The organism is Fibrobacter sp. UWOV1 (assembly GCF_900142495.1).
Taxonomy (GTDB): domain Bacteria; phylum Fibrobacterota; class Fibrobacteria; order Fibrobacterales; family Fibrobacteraceae; genus Fibrobacter.
On sequence record NZ_FRBA01000007.1, the window covers coordinates 100,380 to 122,215 of the forward strand.

Consider the following 21,836-nt stretch of genomic DNA (forward strand, 5'->3'; position numbering starts at 1 on the left):
GTTTTATGATTCACATCAAATATAGATTTTCAATTTCAGTATTGGCGTGGAGTTCGCCTTTTACTATATTTACTCTCGTAATTTTTAACCCGAAAACCGATGTGCGTCGCAACATGCGAGCCGTCGAAAAATCAAAAGGAAGATACAATGGCTGACAATCTGTCCGTCCTCGGCAAGGCCCGCAAGGCCTACCAGCCGAAACTCCCCGCCGCTCTCCGCGACGGCGCTCTCAAAGTTGCTCTCGTGAAGGGCAAGCCCACCCAGTCCGTCCGTGACCAGGCCAAGATCAAGGCCCTGTTCCCGAACACCTACGGCGCTCCGTACATCGGCATGAAGAAGGCTACCAAGGCCGCTGCCGGTAAGGCTCTCAACGTGGGCGTGGTGCTCTCCGGCGGCCAGGCTCCTGGTGGACACAACGTGATCGCGGGTATCTTCGACGGTATCAAGAGCATCAGCAAGAATTCCAAGCTCCTCGGCTTCCTCGGCGGTCCGTCTGGCCTCGAAAACGGCAAGTTCATCGTGATCAACGAAAAGATCATGGACTCCTACCGCAACACTGGCGGATTCGATATCATCCAGTCCGGCCGTACCAAGCTCGAAACTGAAGAACAGTTCAAGAAGTGCATGGCTGTTGCCAAGGCCCAGAAGCTCGACGCTATCGTGATTATCGGTGGTGACGACTCCAACACCAACGCTGCTGTTCTCGGTGAATACTTCCAGGCCAACGGCGCTACCTGCGTGGTTTGCGGCTGCCCGAAGACCATCGACGGCGACCTCAAGAACGAATACATCGAAACCTCCTTCGGTTTCGACACCGCCGTGAAGACCTACTCCGAACTCATCGGCAACATCATGCGCGATGCCAACTCCGCTCAGAAGTACTGGCACTTCATCAAGCTCATGGGCCGTAGCGCTTCTCACATCGCTCTCGAAGCCGCTCTCCAGACCCACCCGAACATCTGCTTGATTTCCGAAGAAGTCAAGGCCAAGAAGATGAAGCTGAAACAGGTCATCAAGTACGTCGCAGACATCGTCGCCGCCCGTGCTGCTGACGGCAAGAACTTCGGCGTCTGCCTGATTCCGGAAGGCCTCCTCGAATTCATCCCGGATGTCGGCGTGCTCATCTCTGAACTCTCTGAAGCCCTCGCCCACCACGAAAAGGAAGTTGAAGGCCTCGACACCGCCGCCAAGGTGGAACTGCTCTGCAAGTGGATTTCCAAGGCTTCTGCCGAAGTCCTCAAGAGCCTCCCCTCTACCACTCAGGGCCAGCTGATGCTCGACCGCGACAGCCACGGCAACGTGCAGGTTTCCCTCATCGAAACCGAAAAGCTCGTCATCGAAATGGTGAAGAAGGAACTCAAGAGCCGTAAGTCCTTCAAGGGCAAGTTCTCTGCCCTCAACCACTTCTTCGGTTACGAAGGCCGCTGCGCCGCTCCGTCGAACTTCGACGCCGACTACTGCTACAGCCTCGGTTACACCGCTTCTGTGCTCGCCTTCAACAAGATGAACGGCTACATGAGCTCTGTGCGCGACCTCACGAAGGGCATCGAAAAGTGGACTGCCGGTGGCATTCCTATCACCATGATGATGAACATCGAACGTCGTCACGGTGCCGACAAGCCGGTGATCCAAAAGGCTCTCGTGGAACTCGACGGTGCTCCGTTCAAGTTCTTCGCCAAGAACCGCGAAGTTTGGGCCAAGACTGAATCCTACACCTACCCGGGTCCGATCCAGTACTGGGGTCCGAGCGAAGTTTGCGACGTCACGAACTTCACGATCAAGTTGGAACGCGGCGCCCTCAAGGTGAAGTAATACAAATTCAAATTCTTTATCTTTATTCCTGCAGCATCTGTTGCAGGAATTTTTTTTGCATTTTTTGTCGGTACAGGTTAAACGAGAGCACAGCCCCTATTTAGCCTGTACAAAATTAGTTTGTCAACAGCAAAAAGACGTGTTTTTACTCAACAATACAGGTCAAAAGGATTTCATTCTCTCTTTTAGCCTGTATAAAATTAGTTTATCAGAAACAAAAACAGGTGTTTTAATCCAATTGTACAGGCCAAACACACTCACAAGCGTATTTTAGCCTGTACAATTCAGCTAAATACAACTTTATCAACCACTACTTCTGCCCTTCGCTGGTGCTGAGCAGGTACGCGTTGATGAACGGCTTGATTTTGCCGTCGAGCACGCCCGCGGTGTCAGAGGTTTCAACACCGGTGCGCAGGTCCTTTACCAGCTGGTAAGGCTGCAGTACGTAGCTACGAATCTGGCTACCCCATTCGACCTTTTTCTTCTCGGCCATGCGGGCATCGCGCTTGGCTTCTTCTTCCAATCGGTAATGTTCGGCGACCATGGTCTTGAGCATCTTGTAGCAGGTTTCGCGGTTCTGGATCTGGCTGCGTTCGGTCTGGCAGCTCGCCATAATGCCCGTGGGCAAGTGCGTCATACGCACGGCGGAGTCCGTCTTGTTGATGTACTGGCCACCGGCACCGCTACTGCGGTAAGTATCCACACGCACATCGGCCATATCCAAATCGAATTCGATGTCTTCGTGTTCGGGGTACAGGTACACGGCGGTAAAGCTCGTGTGGCGGCGAGCGTTTGCATCGAACGGGCTGATGCGCACCAAGCGGTGCACGCCGATTTCGGAACGGAGCAGGCCGTAAGCGTTTTCACAAGTGACTTCGATCGTCGCACTCTTGAGGCCGGCGTCTTCCGCTTCCTGGAAATCGACCACCTTGAAGTCCATGTTTTCGCGTTCAAAGAAATGCGTGTACATGCGGAACAGCATGAGCGCCCAGTCTTGCGACTCGGTGCCGCCTGCGCCCGGGTGAATGGACATCAGGCAGTTGCAGGCATCATCGGGGCCGTTCAGCATTTTCTTGAATTCCATCGCCTCGATTTTCGATTTGAGTTCAGCGATATCGGAATCAATCGATGCAGTCAGGTCGGCGGATTTTTCCGCCTTGCTCATTTCATAAAGTTCGGCGAGGTCGTCGCATGTCTGTGAGACTTCTTTCCACGAGTCCAGCAGGGCGCGCAGATTGCCGATTTTTTTCATCATGGACTGCGCCTTTTCCTGGTCATTCCACAGGTTCGGGTCGGCGGAGTCCTTTTCCAAAACGTAGAGTTCTTCGGTCTTGGCTTCTAAGTCAAAGATACCCCCAGAGCTTGTCGATGCGCGTACGCAAGTCGATCAGCCCGGTGTGCGTAGTATTGAATGCCATTCAATTCACCTCAAAAAGCAAGTTATTCTACTAGAAGTGTCATCCTGAGTGGAGAACCGCAGGTTCGAAATCGAAGGATCTAATAAACCAGACTAGATTCTTCGACTTCGCTACGCTTCGCTCAGAATGACACCATTTCTAAGTTCTAAGATCTAATTACTAAGTTCTACTTGCTAGCGCCGATAGCCTGCGGCGGAGTGTACTTCGCGTCGAGGTACTGCACCTTGTAGACCTTTCCGAGGCCATCGAGGTAAGCCTTGAGCTGAGCCTGACGGTCCTGTTCGGCCTGCACACGCAGAATGTAGTCGATCTGGTGCTTGTAGCTTTCGTACTTGCCGTCGTTCTTTTCGGTCAGCATGAAGATGGCGATACCGTCCTTGTCGGTATACGGTTCGGTGATTTCGCCGACCTTGACCTTGTTCACGGCCTTCACAAAAGCATCGCCCTTGGACTTGGCAACAAACTTAGCCATCACGCCACCCGTCTTCTTGGCGGTCTGGTCGTCGCTGTACATGGCAGCAAGCTGAGCAAACGTAGCCTTCTTGCTGCGCACCTGTGCGGCAAGGCCCTGCAACATCACCTTGGCGTCTTCGATTTCCTGCTTGGACTTGCCCTTGGTGTAAATCACGATACGGGCACCGCTAATGGAATCGTTAATGGCCACCTTCGTCTTGTTGAGTTCCCAGAAAGCTTCCTTCTGCTTTTCGGTCGGATCCTTCGGGTACGGCACCTTCTTTTCAAGGATCGCTTCGCTCTTCAGCTGGTCTTCGATCTTTTCCTTGAACTGGGCCATGGTGGTGTTAGACTTCTTGAGTTCCTTCTGGAAGGCGTCTTCGCTCGGGAACTGGGACTTGAAGAGTGCGGTCAGGCTGTCGACCTTGCCCTTGGAGACCTTGATGCCCATCTTCTTGGCTTCGAGCTTGATGAGTTCCTGACCGACCAGGTTGTCGATCACGGCATAACGGAGCTGGGTCATGGTCTTGTCGTCGATTTTCTTGCCGCGGAGCTGCTGTTCGCCGAGCATCTTGGCGAGGCTATCGATTTTACCTGCAGAAATACCGACTTTTTCCACACGGATTACATCCATGCTTTTGGAATTCAACAACTGAGCAGAAGCGACACCTGCGGCCAGAGCGACCGTCAGAATACCGCGAGAAACAAATTTAAAAGAACGCATTTTTATTCCTTTTTAAAATTTTCCGTACCAAATATAGCAAATTAGTTAGTAGAACACCATAATTCTAAGACTTCACAACCTTTTGTGAGCCATAAGCGACTCGTCTTAAGGAGTCGTGTTGGCGAAAGCGAGGCGATATCACAGTTTCTTATACAAATAGAGCCGAGCGGTCTGTCGTGAGCCAAAGAAGACTCATTTTAATGAGTCTTTGGAGGCGAGAGCGAGGCGATATCGTAGGTTCTTACATGAAATAGAGCCGAGCGGTCTGTAAAGGGGGAGGAATCCCCCTGCTTGCAGCCCCGGCTTATGCGCATGGCCTTCGCGATGTTGTTACCCGCTCACTATCACGGAAAATTCCGTGACTCGTTCGCTTGCTAACAACATTCGCTTCGGCTTGCACGTCATTGCGAGGAGCAAAACGACGAAGCAATCCATAGCCGGGTCTTCCAGCACCCCCTCGAACGGGCGCTCAATCGCCGCGCCCGTAACGCCCTGGCTGCAAATGCCCTCGGCTCCAGAAATGTGCTCATCTCGCTCACATGACCGTTCCGGAATGTTCGCTCAACGACACATTTTCTTCCGCCTTAGGGCATTCATTTCCGGTTGTCTTGCCGCACTTGATGCGGCACCTCCTTTCCCCGCCCGCGTCATGCCGATGGAAATCGGCATCAGCTTTTCATGTCCGAAAAAAAGCGCTCCGGCTCAGCCTGCTCCGCACGAGCCCAAAGACCGTTCGTCTTGCGCCTCACTCTCGCAAACATGCTTGGTTAATACCAAGCATTTATTACTCACAGAAATTACGGCCTTCGGCCTTTACTGTCCGCTTAGCGGCCAGGCATTCGCCGCCGCTTTCTTCTTTGACATAAATAACTCCCATAGGACTTTTCTCTAAAGTCCTTTTTTTTGTTAAACTTTTTACAAAATTAAATCAGGTTAGATTGTAAAGGAATAATCTTTAACACAACGAACATAATGTCCATTCTCTTTAGGACGAGAATTTTGAATTATATTTAACAGTTGCTTATCCGATATAAAGATGCTTCTCGCTCTATTATCTGACTTCTCATACTGTAGCCAAAAGGATGCATTTTCAGACAAACCTCGAAAAACAATTTCTTCAAAATTTTCAAATCCTGTGCCACAGGCACCCCCATACAAAGCTGAAAATCCATTTCCGTTACTTCCTTTCGAAGCCTTAGACGTTGCCCTATAAGCAGATTCATCGGCTCCAATCATAGCCCGCCATTCGTTTTCATTCATAACGTGCCAACCATCTGGGCACACACCTTGAATTTGAAGATAATCCCAATCAAAATCGGAATCTATTCCTGTTGCTATAGAATCTGGACAATTCGACGTTGTACCTGTCCACACACTATCGCATGCCCTAGGAAGACCAAATGTTTCACTCCACGAATACAAACCGCCAAAATAATTGTCGCAATACCAGGGATCATCATCATAGCAGAACTTTTCTACCTTATTATCGTCAAAAACAGAAGCTCCAAGATTCACTTGGCTACCATAATTCAAATTTTGCGCAAAGACTTCAAATTCTGGTGACGTTGCGGATTTAGTTTTTATAACGATGGTCCTATATTTCTGTCCATCACGCGGATCCTCGAAAGTTCCATACGTTTTTTCTTCATTAAAGACACTATCTACTTTGAACCTTTCTTTAAATGGACGAACTTGCACAGACGAACTTGATGGAGGAATATAAGGGACAAGAACACTATCTTTACAAACAAACTCTTCATTCCCAATATGGTAAATTACATATTCAGGCTTATCACATGGAATCTTTTGATCGGCAATCGACGCTGAACTACTTGATTTAGGCAAAGCACTGCTGCTTGATTTAACAGTTTCTGTTTTTGAACTTGAGCTAAAGAAATCGCTACTAGAAACCGAACTGCCACCGGAAGACGTTCCTTTGTCCGTAACGGAACTCGAGGAGAAGACTTCATCATCACCGCTACTGCTCGAAACTTCCGCAATCGGATCAGGGTCGGCACTGCTGGAACTGCTGTCGCACGCAGTAAATACAGCAAAGGCAAGAGCCATGGCAAGAAGTATGGATTCCCTACGCTTCGCTTCGAGAATGACAGGCCAAGAATGACGCAATGTAAAAATCTTCACAGAAGACCTCCAAATAAGCCCCACCGATTTTTTGCGAAATATAACAAACTCAACGAAAATGGCTGTTCGTTTTAAACCGCAAACATATTTTTACACCAAAATTTGCCCACAAACGCCCCAAATTAGCGTGTATATATATGGATAGGGACAGTCTCTATTCGCCCGCGGGGGCGTTCCCGAAGAAAAAATAGAACATGAACATGTATTCTGTTGCATTTTGCAAAAAATATAATTATATTATAATTATACCGCGAGGTTCTGCATGGAAGTAGAATTCGAGTGGGACGAACATAAGAATGCGCTAAACCAAAAGAAACACGGAATTTCATTCGAAGAAGCCAAATCGTGCTTTGAAGATGAACACGCTAGAGTTTTCTTTGATGTAGAACATTCAAAAAACGAGGATAGGTCTATTCTGATTGGATTGTCAGAAAAACTTAGGACTCTTATTGTGGTTTATACGGAACGAAACCTTCTTGATGCCGAGATTATAGTCAATCGAATCATCAGCGCTCGCAAGGCAACGAAAAAAGAATTCCAATACTATTGGAATGAACGAAAAGGAGACGGATTATGAAAAAGGAGTATGATTTTGCGAGCATGAAGGCGGTTAAAAATCCCTATGCAGCCGCATTGAAAAAACAGATAACGATTCGTCTGAATTCAAGTACCATTGAATATTTCAAGAATATGGCGAAAGAAGTCAGCATTCCTTACCAGACGCTCATCGACTCATATCTGACAGATTGCGCCCAAAGCAAGCGCAAACTGACCATGCATTGGAAATAAAATGAGGCGGTCATTTGACCGCCTTCTTTTTAGATTTCTTCGGCGAATTCGCTCATGGGCTTGCGCACGGGGTGGCGCGGCGAGGGGCCGCCTTCGGCGGGGTCGGCGTAACCCACATCCAAGAAACACGCGAGTTTCAGGTTTGCCGGAAAATCGAAGGCGCGTTCGATTTCAGAGGCGTTGAAGCCACGGGCCCACAAGGTCGCAAGGCCCAAATCGGTCGCCTGCATCATCATCGAGGTCGTTACGATGCTCGAATCCATGTCGCCACTCACAAAATCGTCGTGGTAGGTCACGGGAGAATAGCACTTGTCCTTGTCGTAGCAGACCATGAGCACCACGGGGGCATTGTAGGCCATGCGAGTAATGCCGCGGAGCTTGGCTAGGGCGGCCTCGGACTTGAGTACCTTCACCGTCACCGGCTGGCCGTTCACCGCAGTCGGAGAAAGGCGGCCCGCTTCGAGCACGAGGGAGAGTTTTTCGGGTTCCACAGCCTTGTCGCTAAATTTGCGGCAGCTGTAACGGTTTTGAGCGAGTTTAATGAATTCCATAGCATAATTTTAGCATTTTATTTTCTCCTATTCCGCCATTTTCAGTATAGATTTATATAGAAATTCGCCCCCAAAACGGTATCAAAGGAGTCATTTATGGAAACATTCAGCATTCCTGGTTTTTGGTACACTGTTCCGGCAGCGTCAATCCTTGCCCTTGTAGCGGCATTCCTGTTTTTCAAATCCATGATGAAAATGGACGAAGGGACGCCGCGCATGATAGAGATTGCGGGTTATGTCCGCGAAGGGGCTCTCGCCTACCTCAAGCGCCAATACAGAACCGTTTCGGTCGTATTCGCCATTTTGTTCCTCATTTTCGTGGTTCTCGCATTCCTCGGAATCCAGAACCCCTTCGTTCCGGTCGCATTCCTCACCGGCGGTTTCTTTAGCGGGCTCTGCGGATTTTTAGGCATGAAAACGGCTACGCAGGCAAGTTCCAGAACGGCCGCCGGCGCAAGCAAAAGCCTGAACCAAGGGCTTGTCACGGCATTCCGTTCCGGCGCGGTCATGGGCCTCATTGTCGTCGGTTTCGGCCTGCTAGACATTTCCATTTGGTTCTACCTTCTGAACTTCATCTACGACCATAATATTTTCGGCATGGGAGCCACCCTGGCAAGCAAGATTTCGATGGATTTTTCGGACAGTTTGATTACGAATTCCGCTTTCGGGCACGCCAAGATGGCCGAGGTGACAACCACCATGCTGACCTTTGGCATGGGCGCCTCGCTGCAGGCGCTCTTTGCCCGCGTTGGCGGGGGTATCTACACGAAGGCGGCCGATGTCGGTGCAGACTTGGTCGGTAAAGTCGAAGCGGGAATTCCCGAAGACGATCCGCGTAACCCCGCCACCATCGCCGACAACGTCGGCGATAACGTCGGAGACGTTGCGGGCATGGGCGCAGACCTCTACGAATCCTACTGCGGTTCCATCTTGGCGACAGCGGCCCTCGGCGCGGCACTCCCCGGCATGAGCATGCACCATGTCATTGCCCCGATGCTTGTCGCGGCAATAGGCATTGTCCTTTCGATTGTCGGCATTTTCATGGTGCGCACCAAAGATGACGCCAACACCAAGTCGCTCTTGCATTCCCTTCTCGTCGGAACGCTCGGATCTTCGATCCTTATTCTTTTGGCGCTCCTTGTCTTTGTCAAGTTGGGACTCATTTCGTGGGGCATTTTCGGTTCAGTCGTCGCGGGCCTTGCCGCTGGCGTCATCATAGGACAGTTTACCGAGTTCTATACCTCCGACGCCTACAAGCCCACCCGCGCTATCGCTTCGCGCACGCAGATGGGCCCCGCCACGACCATCATCGAAGGCATTTCGGTCGGCATGTACTCCACCGCCCTCCCGGTAATCACTATCGTTCTCGGCATTCTCGCCTCCTTCGGTTTTGCGGGCGGTTTCGAAAACATTTCGCAGGGGCTTTATGGAGTCGGTTTCGCGGCCGTCGGTATGCTTTCGACCCTCGGCATCACGCTTTCGACAGACGCCTTCGGGCCCATTGCCGACAATGCGGGCGGTAACGCCGAAATGGCAGAACTCCCCAAGAAAGTCCGCGAACGTACCGACGAACTCGACATGCTCGGCAACACGACCGCCGCGACAGGCAAGGGTTTCGCCATCGGGTCTGCAGCCCTTACCGCCATGGCACTACTTGCCTCCTATGTCGAAGAAATCAAGCTCTGGCTCGGCAAATTCGCCCACGACGGCGCATTCGAATTCGGCAACGTTACCTTCTTCAGCAGCTCTACCGCGCTTACTTCTGGAGCGGCTACAAGCAACACTCACTGGCAAATTCTAGAAGGCGGCATCAAGGCCATCGCAAACGACGGTTCGCTCGCAGCGCTCTCTATTGCAGACGCTTCGTTCGGCGATTTCATGAACGCATTCAACCTGAACCTGATGAACCCCATGCTTCTTGGCGGCCTCTTTATCGGCTGCATGATGGCCTTTGTCTTCTGCGCCATGACCATCAAGGCGGTCGGCCGCGCAGCCTCTTCCATGGTCAAGGAAGTCCGCCGCCAGTTCAAGGAAATTCCTGGAATCATGGAAGGAACAGGCAAGCCGGACTACGCCAAATGCGTCGAAATTTCGACTCACGGAGCCCAGCGCGAAATGCTTCTGCCATCGCTTCTCGCTGTCATTGTTCCGGTTGTTGTTGGCCTGTTCATGGGAATCGCGGGCGTCTTCGGCCTGCTCGCCGGTGGGCTCGCTTGCGGATTCTCGCTCGCCTGCATGCTCAACAACGCAGGCGGTGCCTGGGACAACGCCAAGAAATATATCGAAAAAGGCAACTTCGGCGGGAAAGGCTCCGATTGTCACAAGGCAGGCGTTGTCGGCGATACCGTAGGCGACCCGTTCAAGGATACCGCAGGCCCCTCGCTGAACATCTTGATTAAACTGATGACAATGGTGAGTCTCGTTTTCGCAGGTGTCATTGTCGCGGTCGGCGGACTCTAGCCAAACGAACTCAAGCTTTACAGCACATAAAGCGCAAGCACGACAATAATTCCCGCAAAGAGCAGGAATACGGGCAACAGCAGCAACAGGCAAAGCAGCCCGATTTTCAGGTCATAAAAGAACATGCGCCAGCGACCGCGCTTGGTCTTGCATGTTTCTGCACGGCAATCCGGACAAATGTTCCCGACCTTGTTCCGAACACGGATAGCAAGGTTACTCTGCATCGGGGACATCCCGACCTTGTCGTTAAATTCCTTGTTGCAAACAGAACATGTGCACTGCATGTCGGTAATATAGTAAATAGTAGAAAGTAGACAGTAGGAAGTAGACGGGAATTAAAGGGTTATTTCTTTACGGCAATCAAAATGGTGGAACAAAGGATCAAGATGATGCCTACCATGATGCGCGTCGTCAGCGTTTCGGCAAAGACAGTCACGCCAATCGTCACGGCGGTCACAGGCTCCAGAGCGCCCAATATCGCCGTCGGCGTAGAACCCACGATACGCACCGCCTTCACCATGAAAATGAGCGAGAGCACCGTCGGCACAAGTCCCAGCATAAAGCCCCAGCCCCACGAACTTGCCTGCGTAAACACCGGCGGGAGGCCCGAACCGAGCGTCACCGAATAAAGTAACAAAAAGAACATGCAGAAGCAAATGGCGTAAAAAGTCATCTTGACCGACCCCATCTGCAAGTTGATGCGATTTGCCATCACCATGTAAATGGCGTAACTGATGGACGACAGGAACACGAGCAGGCACCCCACCGTGCTGAGCGTTGCGCCATCTCCCCCGCGGTACAAGAGGGCTATGCCCGCCATAGAAACCGCAATAGATACAACCGTCCAGATCTTGATTTTTTCCTTGAAGAAAACCGCCATGAGCACCGAGACTTCGAGCGGATAAAGGAACAAGAGCGTCGAGGCTAGCCCCGCATCCATGTACTTGAACGAGGCGTAATACGTGAGTGAACTCGCGGCAAACAAGAAGCCGAACGCCACAAGCGCACGGAACTCGCGAAACGAAATTTTAAAGTGCGAACCCTTGGAAAGCATGACGACCATCAGCAACAATGCCGCCGTAAAGAATCGGTAAAAAAGCACCGTCTCGGGCGAATAGTTCTGTGCATACAAGTGGAGCGCACCCAGCGGATTCGTGCCATAGCAAATAGCCGAAATGGCTGCAAAAATAAAACCCTTGAGAGAAGCAATCACACGATCAACCATATTCAATACCGATAAAATAGAAATAACATTATTTAAGATAACAGACTACTTCTTTTTTCTCAAAAAATAAAAATCAACAACAAATGTAAAACAAATTTTTCTATCTTTGCGTCCAAAAAAAACAGAACAAAGGAGAATAAGGTGAATTTTAAACACCTTTCAATGGCTGCATTGTGCGCAGCATTTGCAATCAGTGTTACATCTTGTAGCAACGAAGAAACTATCACTAACGACAACCTCAGTATCGTCAGTTCCCTAGATCCAGAAGACTGTAACGACAAAACCGAAGGAACCATGAACTTCGTGAAGCCCAAAGCCACGATGTACATCTGTTCCGAAGGCGAATGGATTGCCATGAACGACCAGGAAGCCATCCAGTATCGCTGCGAATCCAAGGAATTAAAGGACAAGTCCGGCTTTGCCATTATTTGCGACGGCGATACGATTGGTATTGTCTACAATGGTAAGGACGGTGCCGACGGCAAGAATGGTGCCAATGGTAAAAATGGTGCTAACGGTACGAATGGCACAGACGGTCAAAACGGTGTAAGTGCTGATACGGTCGCCATCAATAAGTTTATCAAAGATGCCTTGAACAGCACCTCGACAAAAAACCAAAAAGAACTCAACGACGCTATCCAAAAGTACAGTGAAGCCACTGACGCAAGCCAGCAGGAAATTGAGAAAGCTCTTAATGAACTGGACAATGCCTCGGCCAAGAACCAGAAGGATGTCGAAGAAGCAATCAAGAGCCTGAGCAGCGCCTCTACACAAAGTCTGAAGGACATCGAAGACGCCCTCAAGAACTTGAGCTCTGCAACGGACAAGTTCGGCGAAGATATCGACAACAGGTTCAACGACGCCTACAGCAGCTGGAATGCAGAACTTGAAAACAAGGCTTGCGCCATCGATTCAATTGTTCGTAACAACGAAAAGGCAATCATCACCGTGTTCATCAAGTGTGGCGAAGCCGAAACCGAGATGGAAATCCCGTTCACGCCCGTGAACGAGAATCTTGCCAAGGTGTACAGGAAGCATGTGGTGGTGCGTTTCCCGGTGCAGGCCAACAAGGAAACAAAAACTGACGACATCTATGAAGAAATCTGGAAGAACCTCAAGGGTGGCGACAATGCAGAACTTACCGTGACGGACCTTGACGAAAAGTTCGCCCCGAGCGGCAAGGTGTTTATGCAGGACTTGTTCGCCTCTGCCAATAAATCCTTTGTGACAATCGAAGAAACTAACGAAAAGACGGTGGAATACAAGGTTGCACGCCTCGAAGGGGATCTCGACATCACGAACCTTACGACCCCGGTTGTGAAGTTCCGTGTCAAGCTGAACTTGAGTAACAACGCTTTCGGCGCCTTTGGCGGATTTGGCTCGAACGCAACGGATGTCATTTACAACGCCTATGCAGACTTGTCCGATGCGTCCGATACGATTGTCATCGACTTCTTGACCGACTACAAGGCCGCCCGCGTAAAGAAGTTGGTTGACGATGGTAACGGTTTTGGTGTTGCAAACGAGCAGGCAAACAAGGAACTTGCCGGTGCCCTTTATTTGGAAAACAGCGAAGAATATCCGTCTTTCGAACATTATGCCCCCGATCAGATTGGCCTGGCCGAAAACTTCAACAGCATCGTGTGGGTGATGGCCCTCATTGACCAAAAGGACAAGACTCCGGGCTTTAACCCGGTCTATAACGCTTTCCGCAATGTCTTTGCCGAAAACGGCAACTTTAACACCGCCGTCAATACGACTTACGCAGGCAAGGAACACAGCATGTTCTTTGTAGACTACCTCGCTTTGCTTATTGACGCGAACTTCTTCAAGTGGAACCAAATGCAGCATGGCGACTCTACTGCTGAAACGAATGTCTGGAGTGGTACGGATGCCGTCTATTACAAGATTTTGCAGAATGGATTTGTGGAAGCCTATAAGCTTAAAGTCGAAGACGCAAAGGATTTCAATGATCCGTCTGGCTATAGCAGCAAGGTATATAAGTCTGATGTCAAAGGGGGATATTTCCATTACTTTGAATATATCGAAAACGAACAAGGTTGGTATCCTGTAACACTTTGGGCTGTAGGTGTTGCAACGGTGGAAAAAGTTTGCGATGCTGACGCTGTTAATTCGACCTTCTTCTATAGCTTTGACGGTCTTGATGATAATGCCGTTTGTGTATGCGACGATGAAAACTGTGGCTGGCAATATACTGACAATGTATGCTTGGGCCGTAGTGAAGGCGATAAGGGATCGGCGTTCTTTGACGGGGAAATTCAAGAGTATGAGTGTGTCAAAGAGAAATGTAATCTGCCTGATTCTACTGCTTGCAATAATCTTGGACTTGTGCCTGGTGATCCTAGTTCTTCGAGTTCTTCCGGAGAATATTCTGAACAGGACGGCATGACCCCGGAAGAACTGGCTAACAATCCGGAATCCAAGCTTTACCTCGGTGAATGCAGCGCTACTGTAAACGAAGGCAAAGAAAAGCTGTTCGACACCAAGAATGCGGAACTTGCCACGACAACGAGCAAAAAGACCTTTGTATGCGACGGCTCCAAATGGAGAGAGAAAGATGATCATGACGAGAAATATGGAACATGCTCAAAAGCCGTGATGGAAAAGGGCGAAGTCAAGGCAGAATCTGGTTCCGAACATTATAAGTGCGATTACCTTGATAAACAGGAAAAATACGAATGGGTTTCTACAGCTAAGGTTGACTTTGATTTACATAAAGCTTGCCATTATGGCTATGTCAATGAAAAAGTGGTTACTGAATCCGGTTATGCATATGTTTGTGAAACAGTAGAGGATTTAGACAACGACGGTAACCATATCCATAATTGGCGTGAACTTACCTTTGAAGAAATCTATGGCGAATGCGATGAAGATAAGATGAAAAATCAAACCAAAGTAGCAGTTTACGGAGGAAAAAAATACAAGTGTAACTACATTTCTGGATTTTCTTCCAGCGGATACTCTTGGGTTAAAGCAAGCGATTTGGATGAAAACGCAACGCTTGGAATTTGCACGAAAAATCGAAAAAAAGATGCCGCTATAGTCGGTGACGCATACTATGAATGTCTTGCTAATGGCAACGTAGAAGGAATCCCCGTAAGTTCTTCCTCCACAGATTGGCTAGAAATTAATGAAAATGAGTACCTTAACGCCAAGTTTGGTGATTGCGAAACCGATAGAGGTGATACTAAAAACATTGCAGACATTAAGAGCGAAACCCTCAAGGATGGTGAAAGCCACAGTTTCAAGTGCTCTATAGCTAAAGAAGTCGTAAATGACTATGGTAAGTGGGTTGACGCCTCCACAGACATTGCTCTCGACAAGATTTGCAACAGAGATAACGAAGGTGCAACTGTTACCAAAGAAAGCGTAATCTATGTCTGTGCGTACAAGGATGAATCATCCATGTATCAGTGGATTACTTCTGATGAGTACTGCGAAACTAATGGTGAAAATCTGAAATATGGTGGGTATCTTGACAATTCGTCTAATTCTTCTAGTATGTCTCACTGTGGTGGACGTCTTGAATGTCAAACGGAAACCGACAAGAAAATCTGCCATGTCGGTACCGAGTCTTTCGTCAAATTGGATAGCGTGTGGCAATCTGTGGCAGAATATTGCGATAAACATTCTACAGGTTACGCCTGTGAATTTCCAAAACACGTAGGTGATGATTTGGAGGCATCAACTCTTAAGTATTACGAACTAACGGAATACTACGTAAATACAGAACAAGGTTATAAGAAAGCAGAAACTGCAGAAGAATATTGCGAAGCGTTTAACCCGAATCATGATGGGTTCTGCGTATTTGAATTTGACGTTTATTCTTATTGCGAAAGTTCCAAGAAATGGATCCTTTTCCGTGAAAACTGCCCGACCCACGAATAGAATTTGTACTAGAACATGAAAACATCCCCGCAAATGCGGGGATGTTTTTTATAAGAGAAAAGTTCGGACGAACCGAGCGGTCTTTCGTGAGCAACAAAGCCCTCGGGTGTTAACCGAGGGCGGTTGCGAGAGTGAGGCGATATCACATTCTTGCGAATGATGTAGAGCCGAACGGTCTTATATCGCAAACTTGGTTGCGTCGGCGAGCTGCACGCTCGCGATGCGAGAAATACCCTTGATTTCCTGCGTCACACCGTAGAGCATATCGGCTTCGGCCATGGTACGCTTGTTATGCGTCACCACAATGAACAAGGTTTGCTTGCTGAATTCGCGGAGCAGCGCCATGAAGCGGCCCACGTTAGCGTCATCAAGCGGACCGTCGACTTCGTCCAGCACGCAGTACGGCGACGGCTTTTCCATGTAAATGGCAAACAGCAAGGCCGTTGCAGTCAGGGCGTGTTCACCACCGGAAAGCGCCTTGATACCGCGCATCTTCTTACCCGTGGGGCGCACGTTGATTTCGATGTCGGCATCGAGGATATCCATGGGCTTGCCCATTTCGTCTACCTTCTCGACAAGGCTCATCTTGGTTTCGCCGTTCAGGAACAGCTTGCTGAACACGAACTGGAAGTTCTTCTGAATACGCGCAAACGTATCGAGGTAACGGCTGCGGGCAATATCGTCGAGCTTGGTGATGGTGCGGTCGAGCGAGGCGCGTGCGCGATCCAAGTCGTCGAACTGCGCTTCGACTTCCAGAAGACGCTTCTTTTCGTCTTCGTAGTCTTCCATCACGTTCACGTTGATGGGGCCCAGTTCCTTGATCTTTCCGCGGAGTTCGCGAATTTCACGGTCGGCTTCGGGCTGCGAATACTCAACGCGTTCCACGTCTTCGGGGTTCGCAAGGTCCACGCTGTATTCGTTGGTGATGCGTTCGGTGAGGCGGTCGAGGTTTGCCTGCAAGGCTTCCTGCCTGCGGCCCACGTCGTTCAATTCCTTCATCTTCTCGATCATGTCGTCGCGGAGGCGGTTGACTTCGCTGCGCCATTCTTCGAGGTCGCCCGACACAAGTTCGTACTTTTCGCGGGCCAGGTCACGCTGATTTTCCAGTTCGCGCAAGGCTGAATCCTTGCTCTGCACCTGGTCGGCGACTCCCCTGCCGTCTTCCTCGTTTTTCTGGATGGCGGCCTGGTTCTTTTCAATTTCTTCTTTACGCGTACGGACCGCATTTTCCAAGAAATCCACCTGTTCGGCGATGTAGTTCAAACGGTTCGTATTCTGCGTGAGCTTTGCAGTCTTGTCTTGAGCACTGCGTTCCAATTCGCGAACGTCTTCTTCCTTTTCGCGGAACAGGGTGTCCTGTTCCGAAAGTTCGTCGTTCACGCGGGAATATTCTTTTTCGATCTTTTCGAGCGCAGCCTGGGCGTCCATGAGTTCCTGGTCGCTGTTCTTAGAGGCTTCTGCCGCCTGAATCTTGGATTCGGCGTTCTGCATTTCGCCCTGCAACTGCGCAAGTCTGCGGTCACAACCGGCGATAATGTTATTCTGGATCGAAATGCCGGCGTTTCCGCCGCGCTTCATATCTTCTTTTTCGCGGATTTCGTCGACCAACGAGGCAAGCATCTGCGTGTCTTCGTCGACCAAATCCTGCAAGCGGCCAATTTCTTCTTCGGCTTGGGCCACTTCGAGGTTTACGCCTTCCAACAGGCTATTCGCTTCGGCAATTTCGTTCTTGCGGCTGAGCGTTCCGGAAGTCGCCGTACCGCTGCTCATCAGGCCGCTCGTACGCACAATGCCTTCGGGCGCCACAAAGCAGAGGTCTTCGCCGCGCATGGCTCGCGCAAGGCGCACCGCCGTCTGCAAGCCATCTACGACAAAGTAACGAGAAAGCAGCGCCTTGAGCCAGCCTGCAATCTGTTCGTCGGCAGTCACATAATCCTTAAGGCAACCCGTTACACCTTCGCCCTGGAGCGTGCCCGAGTAAGGTTCTGCACCGGCACCCACCAGCGCGAGCACCGCCTTGCCTACGTTTTCGCCCTTCATGGCATCCACCGCGGCAATGGCAGCATCGTCCGAGGCAACGACCACGGCATCCATCAAGTCACCGAGGGCGGCCTCCACCTGGGCGGCATATTCGGGAGCGGCTTCAATTCGTTCCGACAGGAGCCCGCCCACCAGGTCCGCCTTATGCTCCATAAGCCAGCGGCTAGCGTCGGTGCCCTCATTGGCAACGCTCTGTAAAACGTCGATTCGAGAGGTGAGCCTTGCCACCTCGTTCTTCAGTTCCTGCAGTTTCTTCTGGGCTTCGAGCAAGTCGGCGCGTTCGGCATCGAGCCGTTCTTCGCGCGTCGAGCGCTGTTCCGTGAGGCGTTCCAGGTCGGCATCGGCGGCTTCAAGGCCAGCGTTAATGTCAGCCAAGGCCGATTCGGCGCTCGCCTTCTGCGACTGCACCTGTTCCATTTCGCCGCGCCACTTGGCGAGGTTCGCCTGCAACAGGCCCGATTCAGCGTCCATACGCTCGAAACGGCTCTTGAGGGAGTTCACCTGGTTCGTCTTCTGCAGGCGTTCGTTCGCAAGTTCCCTTGACTGGGTACGCAGGTCATCCACTTTGTCGCGCATGACCTGCAAAATTTCGCGTTCGCGTTCCAGCAGCGCGTTCATTTCGTCCACGTCGCTGTCGGAACTGAGCACCGCATTTTCTTCTTCCAAACGGGCGCGTTCAGAAAGGAGTTCCTGCACCTTGCCCGTGTTGCGGTCAATTTCTTCCTGGGACTTTTCGTTCGCGGCTTCCAAGTTCGAAATCGTATCGCGAATGCGGCCCATGCTGTTATTCAAGTCGTTGAGCTCGATGGTCGCCTTCTGCACCTCGCGTTCCAAGTCGCGGTAGGCGTTTTCGTCTTCGGCAATCAACAGTTTCTTTTCGTCAATCTTTGCCTGCAACACCGTCGCATTCGTCTTCGAATTTTCCACATCGTGGTTCAGACGGCGGGTCGCGGTATCGAGGGTAGCAAGCCCCTCTTTCATGTCCTCGAACTTGTCGATACTGACCGAGAGGTCCAGTTCGCGCAGGCGCTTGCTGAGGCGCTTAAATTCGTTGACCTTTTCGGCCTGGGTTTCGTACAGTTTTACGGAACGGCGCACGCTGCGCAGGTTGTCTTCCACACGTTCCATGTCCATCTGCACGCGCTCAAGCTGGCGGCGGGTTTCCTTGCGCTGCTGCTTGTACTTGCTCACGCCGGCGGCTTCTTCGAACAGCACGCGGCGGTCGTCCGCCTTGTCAGAAAGAACCGCCTTGATCATGTCGGCGTTCATCTGCGAATAGGTGCTGGAACCGAGGCCCGAGTCAAAAAGCAAGGCATGCACGTCGCGCAGGCGGCATTCCTGGTTGTTAATCAAGTATTCGCCCGAACCGTCTCGGTGCACGCGGCGGGTCACAATCACTTCGGAATATTCTGAATTCAGGGTGCCGTCGCTGTTATCGATGACAATGGAAACTTCGGCAAGGCTCATGGCGGCACGTTCTTCGGTACCGCTAAAAATCACGTCCTGCATCTTGCTCATACGGAGGGATGCAGCCTTCTGTTCACCCAGAACCCAGCGGATAGCGTCGGTAATGTTCGACTTACCGCACCCGTTCGGACCCACCACGGCGGTGAGACCCTTCGTCGGGAAGTTGATTTCGGTCCTTTGCGCAAAGGACTTAAAGCCAAAAATCTTTAGTTTTGTAATCTGCACTTCAAGGCGAAAGATAAAAATGATTTTCCCGTACAAATGGGCGAAAAAAAGCAAAAAAGGCCAAAAATCGCCTTTTCCACCAATATATTCCAACTTGGAGTAAGTTTTTCGTAAAAAAAAGAAAATTTACCTAACTAATAGATATATTATATTAAAGAAGGACGAATTTTCCATGAGACTTACGTTTGCAATTATTTATGTCTTGCTAATAATCCTTTTAGGGGTTTTTGGAGTAATTGCGCGTAAATCGAAAAAGTCGATCGGATACGCCGTATCCCTTCTCCTGTTTTCGTTCATCGTTCCCATTATGGGAAACCTCTTTATTGTCCTTTCCACCAACCAGCTTCTTTCGACCATCGGTAGTTACATCTACTTTATAGGCATGGACCTGATGGCGTTCTGCCTGTTTGACTTTACCTTGGCCTATTGCAGCATATCTTGGCGAAAAAACAAAAAGAAATGCTATGTCATCTATGCGCTTTTAACCCTGGACATCATCCAATATTTCTTTAACCCCTTCCTAGGGCAAGCATTCGGTATGGAAGCCATCACGGTAGACGGATCCCCCTACTACAGGCTCATTCCTTACATGGGGCAATTCTTCCACCGTATTGCAGTCTATCTAGCTTTCTTCGTATCGCTTTTCATATTCTGCATCAAGGCCATACGCGTTCCCCGCATTTACGCCGAAAAGTACAACGTCATTTTCTTCACCATGGTCGTGGCCGGGGTATGGCAATCGTACTACATCTTCTCGAGAACACCCATTGACCGTTCCATGATCGCCATGGCCGTTTGCGGGATGTTCATTTTCTATTTTTCGCTATTCTTTAGGCCCTACAGGCTCCTGGACCGAATGCTTGCCAAAATCGCCTCCCAAATGCCCGAAGCCATCTACTTCTTTGATGCCAACGATCGTTGCATCTGGGCAAATAGCAACGGCTGCAAGCTCCTCGTTATCCGTAGCGATAACTACGAAAGCGTTCAGCACAGGCTTGCGGCCATGTTCGACGACTTTGGCGAAGGCATGGACAGTTGGTCGTCCAGGCAAACCGTAGGTTCCGGAAAAGACATTCGATATTTCTCACTAAAAAAACACCTTGTCTCAGACGAAAAGTACCGAAAAATCGGATCGTTCTTGACCGTTCAGGACAACACTGCCGATATTCTCAGGCAGCAAAAAGAAATGTACGAGGCAACCCATGACAAGCTCACAGGTTTGTTCACCAAGGAGCACCTGTTCAACGCCATCAGGAGCAACCTTGACAACAAAAAAGATATCGACTATTCTATAGCCTACTTCGACATCAAGGATTTCAAAATGGTCAACGACATCTTCGGTAAAGATGTAGGCGACAACGTGCTTGTAAGAGTTGCAAACTGGATTCGCGAAGACGCCAGAGACAACTGGATTTACGGACGTATTGGCGGAGACGCCTTCGGTATTTGTTTTCCGACAAACCAAGTCCGCTTGCCTTTAATCGAAGACAAACTTGCGAAATTCGTCATTTCAAACGGCACTATCGACCAGCACATCCTGATGCATGTGGGCATTTTCCGTGTAAACGACCCGAGTATCGACGTGTCAATCATGTTCGACCGAGCGCACCTCGCCCAGACAAGCATCAAGAACGAATACAACACGCACATCGCCATATACGACGACAAAATGCGTGACCAGGTGCTTTGGGGCCAAAAGATATCGACAGAACTCAGCGACGCGATTAAGCAGCGTCAGATTGTCCCCTACCTACAGCCTATCGTAGACAACGAGGGCGTTATTATCGGAGCCGAAGCCTTGGTGCGCTGGATTCATCCCAAGGAAGGATTCCTCCCGCCGTTCACGTTCATTCCCATATTCGAAAAGAACGGCATGATTGCCGACGTGGACAAGTACATTTGGCGCTGCGCCTGCGAGATTCTGTCTTCTTGGACTGACGAAAAAGCGAAGCTCTTTATTTCGGTGAATATTTCGCCCAAGGACTTCTACTTCATGGATGTCTACGCAGAAATCAAGAACCTGGTAGACGAATTTGGGATTGACCCCGCGCGCCTACGAATCGAAATCACCGAAACCGTGATGATGACCGACGCCGAAAGCCGTATGGCCATCTTGAGCAAGTTCCGCGATTCCGGATTCATCGTAGAAATGGACGATTTCGGAAGCGGTTACTCTTCGCTGAACCAGCTCAAGGACATGCCGCTCGACGTCCTGAAAATCGACATGAAGTTCTTGAGCAAGGCCCAGGACAACAACAAGGCAGAAACCATTCTGCGCAATATACTCAGGCTTTCCAACGACTTAGGACTTTTCTCGCTTACCGAAGGCGTAGAGACCAAAGATCAATACAAGAAATTGAACGAAATGGGTTGTAATCTGTTCCAGGGTTATTACTTTGCAAAGCCCATGTCTGTTACAGATTATGAAAAACTTCTAGGCACCCAGCAATTGGACAAAAAACGCTCCAATTGAATTAAAAACAAATTAAATAATCTTTAGAACAGAAAATTATAACAAACGAATTTACTTTATTAGTCTATATTCTTCTCATAGAACAAAGTAAAAAAACATCTATGAGTAAGATTTTATCGTTTGCGTTTCTTTTTTTGGCTGTCGGGCT

General features: G+C 49.9%; 13 protein-coding genes. 6 read left to right on the top strand and 7 right to left on the bottom strand.

Going from position 1 to position 21,836, the window contains the following annotated elements:
- The first annotated feature begins 147 nt into the window (after positions 1-147).
- Entirely contained in the window at positions 148-1,812 is a 1,665-nt protein-coding gene (locus tag BUC02_RS10585) for a diphosphate--fructose-6-phosphate 1-phosphotransferase (RefSeq protein ID WP_073322383.1), read from the top strand.
- A 310-nt stretch (positions 1,813-2,122) separates the two neighbouring features.
- Here the strand turns inward: BUC02_RS10585 and prfB are convergent.
- The 3 genes from prfB to BUC02_RS10605 form a co-directional block, all read right to left on the bottom strand.
- Positions 2,123-3,230, bottom strand: a protein-coding gene (gene prfB / locus BUC02_RS10590; RefSeq protein ID WP_139261113.1) for a peptide chain release factor 2 whose coding sequence is annotated in 2 segments (ribosomal slippage) — positions 2,123-3,157 and positions 3,159-3,230 — 1,107 coding nt in all. Because the reading frame shifts where the segments join, the coding sequence is not laid out codon by codon here.
- A 166-nt stretch (positions 3,231-3,396) separates the two neighbouring features.
- Positions 3,397-4,407 carry a peptidylprolyl isomerase gene (locus BUC02_RS10595; protein WP_073322387.1) on the bottom strand — a complete coding sequence of 337 codons (1,011 nt, stop codon included), beginning with the start codon at positions 4,405-4,407 and terminating at the stop codon, positions 3,397-3,399.
- 933 nt (positions 4,408-5,340) lie between these two features.
- Positions 5,341-6,549, bottom strand: coding sequence for an FISUMP domain-containing protein (locus BUC02_RS10605; protein ID WP_073322401.1), 1,209 nt, complete (start codon positions 6,547-6,549; stop codon positions 5,341-5,343).
- Between the two features lie 262 nt (positions 6,550-6,811).
- Here BUC02_RS10605 and BUC02_RS10610 point away from each other — a divergent pair, with 262 nt between their 5' ends.
- Together BUC02_RS10610 and BUC02_RS10615 are read left to right on the top strand one after the other, a co-directional pair.
- Positions 6,812-7,126, top strand: coding sequence for a BrnT family toxin (locus tag BUC02_RS10610; protein WP_072978884.1), 315 nt, complete (start codon positions 6,812-6,814; stop codon positions 7,124-7,126).
- Positions 7,123-7,338, top strand: coding sequence for a BrnA antitoxin family protein (locus BUC02_RS10615; RefSeq protein WP_073322403.1), 216 nt, complete (start codon positions 7,123-7,125; stop codon positions 7,336-7,338). The genes BUC02_RS10610 and BUC02_RS10615 overlap by 4 nt, the downstream gene beginning before the upstream one ends.
- Before the next feature lie 29 nt (positions 7,339-7,367).
- Here BUC02_RS10615 and BUC02_RS10620 read toward each other — a convergent pair whose 3' ends face one another.
- On the bottom strand, positions 7,368-7,889 hold the full coding sequence (locus tag BUC02_RS10620; protein WP_073322405.1) for a nitroreductase family protein: 522 nt from the start codon (positions 7,887-7,889) through the stop codon (positions 7,368-7,370).
- Between the two features lie 96 nt (positions 7,890-7,985).
- On the opposite strand from BUC02_RS10620, the gene BUC02_RS10625 reads away from it, so the two are divergent.
- Positions 7,986-10,349, top strand: a complete 2,364-nt coding sequence (locus BUC02_RS10625) for a sodium-translocating pyrophosphatase (RefSeq protein WP_073322407.1) — start codon at positions 7,986-7,988, stop codon at positions 10,347-10,349.
- Positions 10,350-10,366: 17 nt separating this feature from the next.
- Here BUC02_RS10625 and BUC02_RS10630 read toward each other — a convergent pair whose 3' ends face one another.
- Positions 10,367-10,633, bottom strand: coding sequence for a hypothetical protein (locus tag BUC02_RS10630; protein ID WP_139261114.1), 267 nt, complete (start codon positions 10,631-10,633; stop codon positions 10,367-10,369).
- 59 nt (positions 10,634-10,692) lie between these two features.
- The gene (locus tag BUC02_RS10635) at positions 10,693-11,574 is read right to left on the bottom strand and encodes an EamA family transporter (RefSeq protein ID WP_073322411.1); all 882 of its coding nucleotides are present in this window, start codon (positions 11,572-11,574) and stop codon (positions 10,693-10,695) included.
- A gap of 141 nt (positions 11,575-11,715) precedes the next feature.
- Here BUC02_RS10635 and BUC02_RS10640 point away from each other — a divergent pair, with 141 nt between their 5' ends.
- Complete coding sequence (locus tag BUC02_RS10640) at positions 11,716-15,483, top strand: hypothetical protein (protein WP_254794196.1); 3,768 nt, start codon at positions 11,716-11,718, stop codon at positions 15,481-15,483.
- 177 nt (positions 15,484-15,660) lie between these two features.
- Here BUC02_RS10640 and smc read toward each other — a convergent pair whose 3' ends face one another.
- On the bottom strand, positions 15,661-19,215 hold the full coding sequence (smc, locus tag BUC02_RS10645; RefSeq protein WP_073322513.1) for a chromosome segregation protein SMC: 3,555 nt from the start codon (positions 19,213-19,215) through the stop codon (positions 15,661-15,663).
- Between the two features lie 172 nt (positions 19,216-19,387).
- Here smc and BUC02_RS10650 point away from each other — a divergent pair, with 172 nt between their 5' ends.
- Positions 19,388-21,688 (top strand): EAL domain-containing protein, encoded by a 2,301-nt coding sequence (locus BUC02_RS10650; protein WP_073322415.1) that lies wholly within the window; start codon positions 19,388-19,390, stop codon positions 21,686-21,688.
- The last annotated feature ends 148 nt before the right edge of the window (positions 21,689-21,836 follow it).

Coding starts and splice junctions, on each gene's coding strand:
- BUC02_RS10625 (WP_073322407.1), top strand. CDS start 7,986: ATGGAAACATTCAGCATTCCTGGTTTTTGGTACACTGTTCCGGCAGCG.
- BUC02_RS10620 (WP_073322405.1), bottom strand. CDS start 7,889: ATGGAATTCATTAAACTCGCTCAAAACCGTTACAGCTGCCGCAAATTT.
- BUC02_RS10610 (WP_072978884.1), top strand. CDS start 6,812: ATGGAAGTAGAATTCGAGTGGGACGAACATAAGAATGCGCTAAACCAA.
- BUC02_RS10585 (WP_073322383.1), top strand. CDS start 148: ATGGCTGACAATCTGTCCGTCCTCGGCAAGGCCCGCAAGGCCTACCAG.
- BUC02_RS10615 (WP_073322403.1), top strand. CDS start 7,123: ATGAAAAAGGAGTATGATTTTGCGAGCATGAAGGCGGTTAAAAATCCC.
- BUC02_RS10595 (WP_073322387.1), bottom strand. CDS start 4,407: ATGCGTTCTTTTAAATTTGTTTCTCGCGGTATTCTGACGGTCGCTCTG.
- BUC02_RS10635 (WP_073322411.1), bottom strand. CDS start 11,574: ATGGTTGATCGTGTGATTGCTTCTCTCAAGGGTTTTATTTTTGCAGCC.
- BUC02_RS10630 (WP_139261114.1), bottom strand. CDS start 10,633: ATGCAGTGCACATGTTCTGTTTGCAACAAGGAATTTAACGACAAGGTC.
- BUC02_RS10650 (WP_073322415.1), top strand. CDS start 19,388: ATGAGACTTACGTTTGCAATTATTTATGTCTTGCTAATAATCCTTTTA.